Source organism: Phycicoccus ginsengisoli (genome assembly GCF_054779295.1).
This window is the reverse complement of the sequence record NZ_BAAGYN010000004.1, coordinates 61,981-75,466: the sequence shown is the minus strand read 5'-3', so window position 1 is coordinate 75,466 and position 13,486 is coordinate 61,981. Positions and strand designations below refer to the sequence as shown.

Genomic DNA, 13,486 nt, shown 5'->3' with positions numbered 1-13,486 from the left:
CGCCGACCCCGGCAGGCTGGTGGCATGGACCACCCCATCCGCGTCACCGGCCTGCGCAAGACGTACGGCACCCGGGCGGCCGTCGACGGCCTCGACCTCGAGATCCGCAGCGGCGAGGTCTTCGCGCTGCTCGGCCCGAACGGCGCCGGGAAGACGACCACGGTCGAGGTGCTCGAGGGCTTCCGCCGGCGTGACGGCGGCACCGTCGAGGTGCTCGGCGAGGACCCCCAGGGGGCGGGCCTGGCCTGGCGGAACCGGATCGGCATCGTGCTCCAGAGCTCGACCGGCCTGGACCTGATCACCTCCCGCGAGGCGCTCGCGAGCACCGCCAAGGTCTACCGGCGCCCGCGCGGCGTGGACGAGGTGCTCGACGCGGTCGGCCTCACGGACAAGGCCGACGACCGCGTCGGCAAGCTCAGCGGTGGGCAGCGGCGCCGGCTCGACGTCGGCCTCGGCATCGTCGGGTCGCCCGAGCTGCTGTTCCTCGACGAGCCGACGACCGGGTTCGACCCGCAGGCGCGGCGCGACTTCTGGGAGCTCATCCGCGGGCTGGCCGGCGGCGGCACCACCATCCTGCTCACCACCCACTACCTCGACGAGGCCGAGCACCTCGCCGACCGGGTCGGCGTGATCGCCGGCGGCCGGATGCTCGCCATCGACTCGCCGGCGAACATCGGCGGCCGGGCGGCCTCCGAGGCGACCGTCACCTGGGAGGACCCCTCCGGGCAGCGGCACACCGAACGCACCCCCGCCCCGACCGCCCTCGTGGCCCGGCTGGCGTCGGCGCACGGCGGCGAGGTCCCGGGCCTCACCGTGACCCGCCCCTCGCTCGAGGACACCTACCTCTCCCTCATCGCCCCGCACCTCGCCGGTACGGCCGTCGGCGCCGACACCGCCCTCGCGCCCACTGCCGCCGGGGGTGCCGCCGCCCACCCTGCAGGTGCCGCACCCGGCGCCGCTCCCGACCTGGAGGTCGCCCGATGACCGCGCTCGCCATCGGCTGGGACCGCAGCGTCCTGGAGCTGAAGATGTACTTCCGCGAGAAGGAGGCGGTCTTCTTCTCCTTCGCCTTCCCGATCCTGATGCTCTCGATGTTCTCGGTCATCTTCGGGCCCGGTTTCGAGCACGGGGACGCCGCGGCGGTCGGGGTCAACGCCGCCCGGTTCTTCCTGCCGGGCATGGCCGCGGCCGGCGTCATGCTCACCAGCTTCCAGTCGATGGCGCTGTCGGTCGCGGCCGAACGCGACGACGGCACGCTCAAGCGGCTGCGCTCGACCCCGATGCCGCCGCTGTCGTACTTCCTCGGGAAGGTCGGCCTCGTCGCGTCGACCTCGCTGGCCCAGTTCGTCCTGCTGATCGGAGTGGCGCGGCTGGGGTTCGGGGTGCAGCTGCCCACGGACGCGGGACGCTGGCTGACCTTCCTCTGGGTCTTCCTGCTCGGCGTGGCCGGTGGCTCCGTCCTCGGGATCGCCTACTCCTCGCTCGCCACCTCGGCCCGCTCGGTCGGCGCCACCGTCATCGCGCCGACGTTGGTGCTGCAGTTCATCTCCGGCGTCTACTTCGCGTTCACCGACCTGCCCGAGTGGCTCAAGCAGGTGGCGGCGCTCTTCCCGCTCAAGTGGATCGCCCAGGGGATGCGCTCGGTGTTCTTCCCGCAGGACTGGCAGACGCAGGAGATGGCCGGCACGTGGGAGCACGGCCGCACCGCGCTGGTGCTCGCCGCCTGGCTGCTCGTGGGCCTGCTCGTGTGCGTCCGCACCTTCCGCTGGACCAGGCGGGGCAGCACGTGACCGTCCCCGCGGCGGCTCCGCACGACAGAATGGGCCCGTGAGCACCGACGACCCGGTGGAGTGCGCGCCGCTGCCGGGGACCTCCTCCCACCAGCTCGACCAGATGTGGCAGCGCCAGCTGGTCTGGTGGCACGCGCTCTTCGCCGTGCTCCTCGCGACGACCGTCGTCGTCATGCTCGCCGAGGGCAAGGCGCACCTGTCCTGGCAGCTCGCGTGCGTGGCGGGCATCGCCGCCGCGTATGCCGTGTGGGGCCGGCGCGGCCTGGGCGAGTCGCAGTCGAACGCGGCCCTCACCTACGTCACGGTCGCGTGGGTCCTGATGGTCGTCCTCATGGCGCTCGACGGCACCGGGACCGCGTGGATCCTCACCTTCGGCCTGTTCCCCCAGACCTGGGCGAGCCTGCCGCGCAACCGGGCAGCCGTGGCGGTCGTCCTGGCCGTCGTGGGCATCGGCCTCGCGCGGATCTGGCAGGGGCCGCGCACCGGTGACGAGCTCGTCGGCATCGCCATCAGCACCGTCATCATGCTCGTGCTCTCGCTCACCCTCGGGCTGTTCATCGACCGGATCATCCGCGAGGCCGACACCCGCGCCCGCACCATCGACGAGCTGCGCCGCACCCAGGACGACCTCGCCGCCGTCGAGCGTGCGCAGGGCGTCGCGGTCGAGCGCGAGCGCATCTCCCGCGAGATCCACGACACCCTGGCCCAGGGCTTCACCTCCGTCGTGACCCTGGCGCGGGCGACGCAGTCGGCGCTCGAGCGCGGTGACCTCGCCGCCGTCCGCGAGCGGCTCCGCGTGATCGAGCAGACGGCCTCGGAGAACCTCGCCGAGGCTCGGCTCATCGTCGCCGAGACGACCCCGGGCCACCTGCAGTCGCGCACCCTGGCCGAGGCGCTGCAGCGCCTCGTCGACGCGGTCGCCGACGGCAGCGGCATGCAGGGCCGGCTCGTCGTCGAGGGGCTGCCCGAGGTCCTCCCCGCGAACTCCGAGGTGGTGCTGCTGCGCAGCGCCCAGGAGAGCCTGGCCAACGTGCGCCGCCACTCCGCGGCCCGCTCCTTCGAGGTGCGGCTCCGGTATGCCGCCGGCGAACCGGTGTCGCTCGAGGTCACCGACGACGGGGTCGGCTTCGACAGCGGGCAGGACCGGGCCGGGTACGGCCTCGACGGCGCGACCGCCCGGGTCGCGGAGGTCGGCGGCCGGTTCGAGGTCGACAGCAGCCCCGGCCACGGCTCACGCGTGCGGGTGGAGGTGCCCCGGTGACCCTGCGGCTGCTGGTCGTCGACGACCACCCCGTCGTGCGGATGGGGCTGGTGGCGATGCTCTCGGACCTCGAGGACTTCGAGGTCGTGGCGGAGGCCGCGGACGGGGAGGAGGCCGTCGTCCTCGCCCGGCGGCACCGTCCCGACGTCGTCCTCATGGACCTGCGGATGCCGGGGGTGGACGGCGCCGCTGCGACGGCGCGGCTGCGAGCCGACGAGGACGGTCCCGCGGTGCTCGTGCTCACGACGTACGACACCGACGCCGACATCGTGCGGGCGGTCGAGGCCGGCGCCACGGGCTACCTGCTCAAGGACGCCCCCCGCGAGACGCTGGCCGACGCCATCCGCCGTGCCGCACGCGGCGAGACGGTGCTCGCGCCACCGGTCGTGGCCCGGCTCGCGCACCGCCTGCGCGCGCCCGCCGCCCCCACGCTCACCGACCGCGAGACGCAGGTGCTGCAGTGCGTGGCCCGTGGCCTGTCCAACGCCCAGGTGGGCCGGGAGCTGCACATCGGCGAGGCGACGGTGAAGACGCACCTGCTGCGGTCGTTCGAGAAGCTCGGGGTGACCGACCGGACGGCGGCCGTCACCGCGGCGTACCGGGCCGGCCTGATCGAGCTCTGAGACCCGCGGCTCAGTAGGCCTGGTCGCGCAGGTCGCTGACGGCCTCGCCGGTCTCGTCGAGGATCTCCTCGCTGGCGGTGCGACCGCGCCGGGCCCGGATGATCTCGACAGCCATGGGGATGACCGACACGAGCACGATCGCCAGGATCGCCGCCTCGAGGTGGTCCTTGAGGATCGGGAACGCGTTGCCCAGGAAGTACCCGAGCAGGGTGACGCTCGTCGCCCACAGGACGGCACCGACGCCCGACCACACGAAGAAGTGGCGGCGGTCCATCCGGCCGACCCCGGCCACCACGGTGATGAACGTGCGCACGATCGGCACGAAGCGGCCGATGACGAGGGCCTTGGCCCCGTACTTCTCGAAGAACGCGTGCGTGTCGTCGAAGTACTTCTTCTTGAGGAACCGGCCGTCCCGATCGTAGAGCGGGGCGCCCACGGCGCGGCCGATCTCGTACCCGACGACGTTGCCGGCGAAGGCGGCGAGGCTCAGCACGACGCAGGCCAGCACGATGTTGACCTTGATCGAGCCCTCCGCGATGAACAGGCCGACCGCGAACAGCAGCGAGTCACCCGGCAGGATCGGGAACAGCAGCCCGCACTCGACGAAGACGATCGCCGCGCCGACCCAGAAGAACTGGGCGCCGAACTGCCCGAGGAGCCACTGGGGGTCCATCCAGTTGGGGCCGAGCGAGGGTGCCATCACCCGGCAAGGGTATGCGGTGCGGGCGGTCCTGCCCGAATCGTGCGCTGTGAAGGGCCTGAGAGGTTGCTCAGGGCGAGGCTGGTGAGCACGAGGCTGGGCGGGAAGGAGGGCTCGGCGCGGGACGACCAGGCCGTGCCTGCTGCCAGCTCACCCGGAGGGCCAGCTGCGGGAGATCCGGGTCCAGTCGCCGATCTGCCCGAACGGGTCCGGCTGCGCGCGCCGCCGCTCGGGCGGCGGCCCCGGCACGGGCCCGTGGTGGTCGAGCACGGTCGTGAGCACCCCCTCGCCCCGCGTCAGGTGCGGCAGCCGCTGCTGCAGCCCGTGCACCTCCTCGGCGGGGACGTGGCCGGTCAGCACCGCCGGAGCCGTGGCGCACGACCCCGTGACCCGGGTCGTGAGCGGGACGGCCCGGTGGCGGGGCAGCTCGGCCAGGACGGTGCCCAGCAGGTCCTGGGGCACCTCGAGCTCGAACCGGTGCACCGGGGCGCACACGACCGTCCCGCCCTTCACCAGCGCCTCGGCGAGCACGAGCCGGGCCAGGCTGCGGAAGTCGGCCGCCGTGCTGGACATCGCCTTGTCGAAGCTCGCGTGCATCGCGCTCTGCCGGGGGTAGTAGCCCGAGTGGGTCACCACGACCCGGCAGTCGGGCACCGTCCACCCGTGGACCGCCTCCCCCAGCGTGGCCTCGACGCCCTCGCGCACCGCCGTGAAGAACGACGGCGGCATCGACCCCAGCTCGACCTCGAGGCCGAGCTCCACGCCCCGGCCGACCTCGGCGGGCTCCACCCGCAGCCCGACCGTGGCCAGGAACGGGTTGGGCGCCACGTCGATGACCCGGTGCGCGGCCCCCGGCCGCACGACCCGCTCGACGCAGACCGGCGTCGTCGGGCGGAACGAGGCGCGCACCCCGTGGTCCTCCGCCAGGAACGTCGCGATGACCTCCTTCTGCACCTCGCCGTACAGCGACACGGCCACCTCGCCGCGGCCGTCGTCGAGCCGCAGGTCGATGAGCGGGTCCTGCTCCGCGAGCTCGGTCAGCGCCGTGAAGAGGCGCCCCCGGTCACGGGGGTCGACCGGGTCGACCACCGTCTCCAGGCTCGGTCGGGCCAGCTCGACGGCATACCGCCGACCGCGGCGCGGCCCGAACGTGTCGCCCACGCGCGCCGTGACCGGGCCGCGCAGGACGGCGATGCGGCCGGCGCCGACGGCCTCGGCCGGCCGCGGGCCGCCGCTGTCGAAGACCTCGATCCCCGTGACCCGCTCGCACCGGCTGCCCGGCAGGGGCAGCCGGTCGCGCACCCGCAGGGTGCCCCCGGTCATCCGCACCACCGTCCGGCGGTGCCCGCCCGGCGTGCGCTCGAGCTTGAAGACGACGCCCGCGGGCTCGCCGCCCGGGTCCTCAGGGCTCGCCGCGACCAGGTCGGTCACCGCGTCGAGCAAGGGGCGGACGCCGACGCCGGTGATCGCGGACCCGAAGACGACCGGCTGCACCTCGCCCGCGCGGGTCCGGGCCCGCAGGTCCGCCCGCTCGGTGCCGCTCAGCGGGAAGGGCTGGTATGCCGCGTCGCGGCTCCCCGGGCCCTCCGCCACCCCGAGCGGCACGGCGCCCGCGGTGAGGCGGTCGGCGACCTGCCCCAGGACGCGGTCGGGGTCGGCGCCCGCCCGGTCGAGCTTGTTGACGAAGAGCAGGGCGGGCAGCTCCAGCCGCTGCAGGGCCCGCATGAGCACGAGCGTCTGCGCCTGCACCCCCTCGACGGCCGACACGACGAGCACGGCCGCGTCGAGCACCGCGAGGGCCCGCTCGACCTCGGCGACGAAGTCGGAGTGGCCGGGGGTGTCGAGGAGGTTGACGAGGGTGTCGTGCCACGCGAACGAGGCGACCGAGGACCGGATCGTGATCCCGCGGCGTCGCTCGAGCTCGAGCGAGTCGGTCTGGGTGTCGCCGGTGTCGACGCTCCCGGGGTGGTCGAGGACCCCGGCCTCGTAGAGGATCCGCTCGGTCAGGCTGGTCTTGCCGGCGTCAACATGCGCGACGACCCCGACGGTCAACGTGCGCAACTGCCTTCACATCCATTCGGTAGGTGGGTACCTGGCGGGACGTGGAAGCAGCTCGCATCGGGTTCTCCGGTTCGGTCGTCGGTCGGTGTTCCTCCATGGCAGCAGGCGGCGACCGCCGGCGGCAAAGGGTTTTCGCCGCCGTGGCGGACCGGAGTGGCTCAGCCGAGCAGTCTCAGCCGAGCAGGGGACGCACCTCGCGGCCGGCCCACGCGGCGAACGCTGCGGCGTCCGTGCCCGAGGTCGGCTGGAGGACCACCGTGGTCGCACCCAGCTCGCCGCACCGCCGCACGGCCGCCGCCACCGCGGCCGCGTCGCCGACGACGGCTCGTCCCCCCGTCGGCTCGAGGCCCCAGGCGGCCAGGTCGGCGACCACGCGCTCGTCGGCGCCGGGACCGGTGTCGGCCATGAGGGTGTGCACCACCTCCGGCACGGTGGAGCCGGCCGGGCGTACGCCGCGGATCGTGTCGACGGCCGAGCGCAGGTCGTCGTGGCCGAGGCCTCCGGCGAGCAGGACGCCGTCCACCAGCCGCGCGGCGAGGGCGAGGGTGCGCGGGCCGTGGCCACCGCTCATCAGCGTGACCGGGGTCATGGGCGGCCAGTCCAGCCGCACCCGGTCGAGCCGGACGTAGCGACCCTCGGTGGTCACCTCCTCGCCGGCCAGCAGTCGCAGCAGCGCGTCGGTGTACTCCTCGAGCAGGGTCATGGGCGAGGCCACCCGGGCACCCCCCTGCGCCATCCACTCCTGGACGCCGTGCCCGACGCCCGGCACGAACCGGCCGGGGAAGAGCCGGGCCAGGGTGGCGACCTCCATGGCCGCGATCGCGACGTTCCGCAGGGCGGCGGGCATGAGGCCGAGCCCCACGCGCACCCGGCTGGTCGACGCGAGCGCCGTGGCCGCCGAGGCGATGCCGCTCTGCTTGAAGCAGTCCTCCCAGACCCACAGGTCGTCGAGGTGCTCGTCGGCCGCCCGGGCCAGGTCGGGCAGCGACTCCGGCGGGAGGGTGGGGACGAAGGCGATGCCGAGCCGGGGGCGCGAGGTGGAAGCCATCCCGGCATCGTGGCAGCGCCCGCCGACGACCGCACCCACCGGCAGCCGCCGGACCTAGGGTGGGTCTGTGGGCGAGCAGACGGACGAGGTCAGCCAGCGGGAGGACGTCATCGGCGTCGGGCCCTGGCCCGGCCCGTGGCCGGGCGGCGGCCACTGGGACCCCGAGCTGCTGCGCGACGGCGACCGGCGCAACGTCGTGGACCGGTACCGCTACTGGCGGCACGACGCGATCGTCGCCGACCTCGACACCCGGCGGCACGACTTCCACGTTGCCATCGAGAACTGGGGTCACGACTTCAACATCGGCTCGGTCGTCCGCACGGCGAACGCGTTCAACGCCAAGGCGTTCCACATCATCGGCCGCCGCCGGTGGAACCGTCGCGGGGCCATGGTCACGGACCGCTACCAGCACGAGCTGCACCACCCGGCCGTCGACGACCTGGTCGCCTGGGCCGCCACCGCCGGGCCACCGGACGACGAGGGCCGGCCCACCGGCATGCCGCTCGTCGGCATCGACAACCTGCCCGGCTCGCGCCCGCTCGAGACGGCGACCCTGCCGCGGCACTGCGTGCTCGTCTTCGGCCAGGAGGGGCCGGGTCTCAGCGAGGAGGTGCGTGCGGCCTGCGCGCAGGTGCTGCACATCGAGCAGTTCGGGTCGACCCGCTCGATCAACGCCGGCGCCGCGGCCGCGGTCGCGATGCACGCGTGGGTCCGCCAGCACGTCTTCGCGCAGGACGTCGGCGGCCAGCACGTCGTCGGCCAGCACGTCGGCGGCCAGCACGTCGTCGCCCGGAACGTCCCGGCGCAGAAGACCTCGCGGCCGGCTGTCGATCCGGCCGCCGCCCGTACGTCACCAGGGTGCACGCAGTCCCACTGACGAGAGGAACCAGCCATGACCCAGTACCTCGTGCTGCTGCCGAGCCCCGAGGGCCGGTACGCCACCGCGACCGAGCAGGAGAAGCAGGACCTGCACACCGCCCACACCGAGTTCGTCCAGCTCCTGGCCGAGCGCGGGCACAAGATGACCGGGGGAGCGCAGCTCACCCCGTCGTCGCAGTCGCGCGTCGTCCGGGGCAGCGCCCTCGACGACGTCGCGCTGACCGACGGCCCCTACGCCGAGAGCGCCGAGCAGGTCGCCGGCTACTACCTGGTCGAGACCGACGACGTGGAGGACCTGGCGCGCGTGTGCGGCCGGCTGCTCGCCACGCCGTTCCACCCGGCCGTCGAGATCCGCCCGACCGTGGGCATGTGAGGAGGCAGTCATGAGCGAGTACGTCGTGCTGATCGTGGGGGACGCCGACCGCTGGTGGACCACCATGGACGTCGAGAAGCGCAAGGCCGGGTATGCCGAGTACGCCCGGTTCGCCGAGGAGCTCGGGAAGCGGGGCCACACCATCACCGGAGGCGCCGAGCTGCACGCCACGAGCGAGGGCCGGCGCATCCCGGCCGGCGGCGGCCCGGTCACCGACGGGCCGTTCGCCGAGGTCACCGAGCAGGTGGGCGGCTTCTACACCGTGAAGACCGACGACCTCGACGACCTCCTGGACTGCTGCCAGATCATCGCGAGCCTCGGGGACGGCGTCGAGGTGCGCCGCGTCGTCACCCCCGAGGACCGGCCCTCGTGACGCTGCCATGAGGTACGTCGTCCTCCTGGCGTACCGCCCGGGGGAGTGGGAGGACGCGTCGGAGCAGGTCAGGCAGGAGTACTTCGACGCCCACCACGACTTCGAGCGGTTCGTCGACGAGCGGGGCCGCCGGGTCGCCGGCGCCGCCCTCGCCGACGCCGACCTGGCGACCACGGTCCGGCACCGCGAGGACGGCACCGTGGCCGTGACCGACGGCCCCTTCGTCGAGCTCACCGAGCAGGTCGGCGGCTACTACGAGGTCGAGCTGCCCGACCTCGACACCGCCATCGCGGCCGCGAGGCTGCTGCCGCGCGTCTACGCGGTGGAGCTCCGGCCCACGGTGCCCGTGGAGGGGTACGAGGGCACGTGACCTCCGAGCGGTCGGCGGCCGACGTCCTCGCCGACGTCGTGCGCGAGGAGTGGGGACGCCTGGTGTCCCTGCTCCTCGCGCGGTTCCGCCGGCTCGACCTGGTCGAGGACGCGCTCGCCGACGCCGTCGAGGCCGCCGCCCGGCGCTGGCCCCGTGACGGTGTGCCCGAGAACCCCGCCGGCTGGCTGCACACCACGGCGCGCCGGCGGGTCCTGGACCGGCTGCGCGGCGAGGCGATGGCGCAGCGCAAGGTGCCCCTGCTCGTGGTCGAGGGTGAGGGCGAGGCGGAGCGCGCGGGTATGGTGCGCGCCGACCCGGGCGACCTCGTCGAGGACGACCTGCTGCGCCTGGTCCTCCTGTGCACCCACCCTGCGCTCGACCCCGCGGCGGCCAGTGCCCTGACGCTGCGCCTCGTCCTGGGTGTCGGCACGGCCGACGTGGCCCGGCTCTTCCTGGTGCCGGAGCCGACGATGGCGGCTCGGATCACCCGCGCCAAGAAGAAGATCGTGGGCGCCGGGATCCCGTTCACGGTCCCGTCGGCGGCCGAGCTCCCTGAGCGGCTCGATGTCGTCGCCCAGACCGCGTACCTCGCCTTCACCGCCGGGTACGCGCCCGGCAGCGGCCCGGACGCGCTGCGCACCGAGCTTGCGGGGGAGGCCATCCGGCTGGTCCGGGTGGTGCTGCGGCTGCGCCCCGGCGAGCCGGTCCTCGTCGCCCTGCTCGCGCTCCTGCTCCTCCAGCACTCGCGCCGCGACGCCCGCGTCGACTCCGCGGGCGGCATCGTGCTGCTGCCCGACCAGGACCGCACCCGCTGGCACCGCGACGAGGTCGACGAGGCACTGGGGCTGCTCGCCTCGCCGCACCTCACCGGGCCGATCACCGTCCAGGCGGCCGGGTATGCCGTGCAGGCCCGCATCGCCGCCGAGCACGCGACCGCGCGGTCGGCCGAGCGCACCGACTGGGAGCGGGTCGTGGCCCACTACGACCAGCTGCTGGAGCTCGCGCCGGGACCGAGCGCCCGGCTCGCCCGCGCCGTGGCGGTCGCCGAGGCGCGTGGGCCGCAGGCCGGGCTGGTCGCCCTCGAGGGTCTCGAGGACGACCTCGCGCACGGGCACCGCCTCGCGGCGGTCCGCGCCGAGCTGCTCTCCCGCGCCGGCGACGTCGACGCCGCCCGCGCGGCATACGCCCTGGCCATCGAGCGCTGCGGCAACGACGCCGAGCGCGCCCTGCTGGTCCGGCGCCGCGACGCGCTGACGACCTGAGACGCGGGTGTCGGCGCGCGACCGGGACGTGGAAGGATCGGTGTGACGACGACGTCCGACCGATGGCTCGAAGGAGACCCCATGCCCATCGCCACCCCCGAGGTGTACGCCGACATGCTGGACCGCGCAAAGGCCGGCTCCTTCGCGTACCCGGCCATCAACGTGTCCTCCTCGCAGACGCTCAACGCCGCGATCCGCGGGTTCGCCGAGGCCGGCAGCGACGGCATCGTGCAGGTCTCGACCGGCGGCGCCGAGTACCTCTCCGGCCCCACGGTGAAGGACATGGTCACGGGCTCGCTCGCGCTCGCGGCGTACGCCCACGAGGTCGCGAAGAACTACGACGTCAACATCGCGCTGCACACCGACCACTGCCCCAAGGACAAGCTCGACGGGTTCGTCCGGCCGCTGCTGGCCGCCTCGACCGAGCGGGTCAGGGCCGGCGGCAACCCCTGGTTCCAGTCGCACATGTGGGACGGCTCGGCCGTGCCGCTGGACGAGAACCTCTCGACCGCCCGCGAGCTGCTCGACCTGTGCGCGGCCGCGAAGGTGGTCCTCGAGATCGAGGTCGGCGTCGTCGGCGGCGAGGAGGACGGCGTCGCCAACGAGATCAACGACAAGCTGTACTCCACCCCCGAGGACGCCATCGCCACCGCGCGGGCCCTGGGCACCGGCGAGAACGGCTACTACATGACCGCGCTCACCTTCGGGAACGTGCACGGCGTCTACAAGCCGGGCAACGTCAAGCTGCGCCCCGAGGTGCTCAGGGCGGCGCAGGACGCGGTGCACCAGGAGTTCGGCACGCCCGACGAGAAGCCGTTCCACCTCGTCTTCCACGGCGGCTCGGGCTCGAGCGCCGAGGAGATCGCCGCGGCCGTCGACTACGGCGTCGTGAAGATGAACATCGACACCGACACCCAGTACGCCTTCACCCGCCCGGTGGCGGGCTACATGCTCACCAACTACCAGGGTGTCTTCAAGATCGACGGCGAGGTCGGCAACAAGAAGCAGTACGACCCGCGCGCCTGGGGCAAGGAGGCGGAGGCCGGCATGGCCGCCCGCGTCGTCGAGGCCTGCGAGCACCTGCGCTCCGCGGGGACGCACCGGTGACCGAGGGCCACAACCTGCTGGGCATCCCCGAGACGCGGCTGCCGGTCGACCCGGCCGCCGCGCAGCTCGAGCAGGGCGTGGCGGCCGACCAGGTCGCCGCCGCCCACCCGACCTCCTCGCTCGCCTGGGCCACCCTGGCCGAGGACGCCCTCGCCGACGGCCGCACGGTGGAGGGCTACGCGTACGCCCGCACCGGCTACCACCGGGCGCTGGACGCCCTGCGCCGCGGCGGCTGGCGCGGGCAGGGGCCGGTGCCGTGGGAGCACGAGCCCAACCGCGGCTTCCTGCGCGCGCTCGCCGCCCTGTCGCGGGCCGCCGGCGCGATCGGCGAGACCGACGAGGAGCAGCGGTGCGCCCAGTTCCTGCGCGACTCCTCCGCGACGGGAGCGCGCGAGCTCGGCCTCTGACCCGGCGGACCTGACAGGGAAGCGGGCGCAGGCGCCCGACCTGGGGGCAGGCTGACCCCTCGACCTGAACCCTCGATCCGACCCAGGGGCCCTGACACTGAGATGCCGGGGGACCCGACCCCCGTCGGGTCCCCCGGCTCCGCCCCCTGCGCAGACCGGAGCCTGCTGGCTGCGGTTCTCCCCGATGCGTCCCCTGCCTCCCCGGGGAGAGCTGCAGCGCTGCCATTCTGCATGGCGTTCACGCCAGAATGTGACACTATGCGGCCAATGGACAGATGATGACAGGAAGGGCGGTGGCAGGCCTGTGACCAGCGACGACGCGATCGTGGTGCAGCGGCTCTTCCACGACCCGGTCGCCCGCCTGCACGAGGTCCTCGAGCGGGGCGAGCTCGAGCTCGAGCGGCGCCGCACCGAGCTGGCCGAGGTCCGGCACGCCCTGCTCCAGCTCTCCGCCGGGGCGAGCGCGCCGGAGGGCAGCGGCCCGACGCCGGTGTGGGAGCGGGTGGCGGCCGAGCTCGCGCCACCGGTCCTGCGCCAGCTCACCGAACGCACCACCACCGTGATCCGCAGCTGCGTGCTCAGCCTCGACGTGGGCCCGGGCCTGGACGAGGAGAGCGTCCGGCGGACCCAGGACATCCTGCGCTCCGGCCGGGTGCGACAGCGCACCATCTACCCCGCCGACGCGATGGTGTCCGGCGAGGGCCGGGCCTGGGTGCAGTCCTGGGCCGCGGCCGGGGAGGAGCAGCGGGTGAGCCTGGTGCCGCCCAGCGACTTCGCGATCTTCGGTGACGAGGCCGTGATGGCGGTCGCGGAGTGGGGCAACGCCGCGGCCGACTACGTGCTGATCCGCGAGCCGATGATCGTCGCGGCCTTCACCACCCTGTTCGACCGGGCCTTCGAGCGGGCGCTCCCGGTGGCGCGCGACACCAACGCCCCGGGCTCGGACCTGCGCCTGCTGCGCCTGCTCGTGCTCGGCCTGAAGGACGAGTCGATCGCCCGCTACCTCGGCGTCAGCCTGCGGACCGTGCGCCGCCGGGTCGCCGCGCTGATGGAGGTCCACGGCGCCCAGACCCGGTTCCAGCTCGGCCTGGCGGTCGCCCGGGAGGGTCTCGTGGACCCCGCCGGGGGCGACGACCGGTAGCCTTTCCGGGGATCGGGCCCCTGCGCGTCCACGCCAGGGGCCTGCTGCCTGACCGGGTCCGTCTCCGCGGGCCGCTGGACGACCGAGGAAG

The 13,486-nt window shown here is 74.1% G+C and carries 14 protein-coding genes and 1 pseudogene; 12 read left to right on the top strand and 3 right to left on the bottom strand.

Annotation, left to right across the window (positions count from 1 at the left end; translation table 11 throughout):
- The first annotated feature begins 24 nt into the window (after positions 1-24).
- From ACYVDO_RS07720 to ACYVDO_RS07705, 4 genes are read left to right on the top strand one after another with little or no spacing between them, the layout of a single operon-like run.
- A complete protein-coding gene (locus ACYVDO_RS07720) occupies positions 25-984 on the top strand; it encodes an ABC transporter ATP-binding protein (RefSeq protein ID WP_460934432.1) in 960 nt (319 codons plus the stop codon).
- A complete protein-coding gene (locus ACYVDO_RS07715; RefSeq protein WP_460934430.1) occupies positions 981-1,790 on the top strand; it encodes an ABC transporter permease in 810 nt (269 codons plus the stop codon). The genes ACYVDO_RS07720 and ACYVDO_RS07715 overlap by 4 nt, the downstream gene beginning before the upstream one ends.
- Before the next feature lie 37 nt (positions 1,791-1,827).
- Entirely contained in the window at positions 1,828-3,051 is a 1,224-nt protein-coding gene (locus tag ACYVDO_RS07710) for a sensor histidine kinase (protein WP_460934428.1), read from the top strand.
- A complete protein-coding gene (locus ACYVDO_RS07705; protein ID WP_460934426.1) occupies positions 3,048-3,674 on the top strand; it encodes a response regulator in 627 nt (208 codons plus the stop codon). Before ACYVDO_RS07710 ends, ACYVDO_RS07705 begins: the two co-directional genes overlap by 4 nt.
- 10 nt (positions 3,675-3,684) lie before the next feature.
- Here ACYVDO_RS07705 and ACYVDO_RS07700 read toward each other — a convergent pair whose 3' ends face one another.
- The 3 genes from ACYVDO_RS07700 to ACYVDO_RS07690 form a co-directional block, all read right to left on the bottom strand.
- Positions 3,685-4,374 carry a DedA family protein gene (locus tag ACYVDO_RS07700; RefSeq protein WP_460935038.1) on the bottom strand — a complete coding sequence of 230 codons (690 nt, stop codon included), beginning with the start codon at positions 4,372-4,374 and terminating at the stop codon, positions 3,685-3,687.
- 150 nt (positions 4,375-4,524) lie between these two features.
- Complete coding sequence (locus tag ACYVDO_RS07695) at positions 4,525-6,435, bottom strand: GTP-binding protein (RefSeq protein WP_460934424.1); 1,911 nt, start codon at positions 6,433-6,435, stop codon at positions 4,525-4,527.
- Between the two features lie 172 nt (positions 6,436-6,607).
- The gene (locus tag ACYVDO_RS07690; RefSeq protein WP_460934422.1) at positions 6,608-7,483 is read right to left on the bottom strand and encodes an LLM class flavin-dependent oxidoreductase; all 876 of its coding nucleotides are present in this window, start codon (positions 7,481-7,483) and stop codon (positions 6,608-6,610) included.
- 67 nt (positions 7,484-7,550) lie between these two features.
- Between ACYVDO_RS07690 and ACYVDO_RS07685 the strand changes: the two are divergent.
- The 8 genes and pseudogenes from ACYVDO_RS07685 to ACYVDO_RS07650 all read left to right on the top strand — a co-directional run.
- Positions 7,551-8,222 (top strand): annotated as a pseudogene (locus tag ACYVDO_RS07685) (TrmH family RNA methyltransferase); the annotation flags it as partial.
- Positions 8,223-8,375: 153 nt separating this feature from the next.
- Positions 8,376-8,735, top strand: coding sequence for a YciI family protein (locus ACYVDO_RS07680; protein ID WP_460934420.1), 360 nt, complete (start codon positions 8,376-8,378; stop codon positions 8,733-8,735).
- A gap of 10 nt (positions 8,736-8,745) precedes the next feature.
- Positions 8,746-9,108 carry a YciI family protein gene (locus ACYVDO_RS07675; RefSeq protein WP_460934418.1) on the top strand — a complete coding sequence of 121 codons (363 nt, stop codon included), beginning with the start codon at positions 8,746-8,748 and terminating at the stop codon, positions 9,106-9,108.
- A gap of 7 nt (positions 9,109-9,115) precedes the next feature.
- Entirely contained in the window at positions 9,116-9,478 is a 363-nt protein-coding gene (locus ACYVDO_RS07670) for a YciI family protein (RefSeq protein WP_460934416.1), read from the top strand.
- Complete coding sequence (locus ACYVDO_RS07665) at positions 9,475-10,740, top strand: RNA polymerase sigma factor (RefSeq protein ID WP_460934414.1); 1,266 nt, start codon at positions 9,475-9,477, stop codon at positions 10,738-10,740. Before ACYVDO_RS07670 ends, ACYVDO_RS07665 begins: the two co-directional genes overlap by 4 nt.
- An 81-nt stretch (positions 10,741-10,821) precedes the next feature.
- A complete protein-coding gene (gene fbaA / locus ACYVDO_RS07660; RefSeq protein ID WP_460934412.1) occupies positions 10,822-11,847 on the top strand; it encodes a class II fructose-bisphosphate aldolase in 1,026 nt (341 codons plus the stop codon).
- Positions 11,844-12,254, top strand: a complete 411-nt coding sequence (locus tag ACYVDO_RS07655) for a DUF3151 domain-containing protein (RefSeq protein WP_460934410.1) — start codon at positions 11,844-11,846, stop codon at positions 12,252-12,254. The genes fbaA and ACYVDO_RS07655 overlap by 4 nt, the downstream gene beginning before the upstream one ends.
- Before the next feature lie 304 nt (positions 12,255-12,558).
- Positions 12,559-13,395, top strand: a complete 837-nt coding sequence (locus ACYVDO_RS07650; RefSeq protein WP_460934408.1) for a hypothetical protein — start codon at positions 12,559-12,561, stop codon at positions 13,393-13,395.
- The last annotated feature ends 91 nt before the right edge of the window (positions 13,396-13,486 follow it).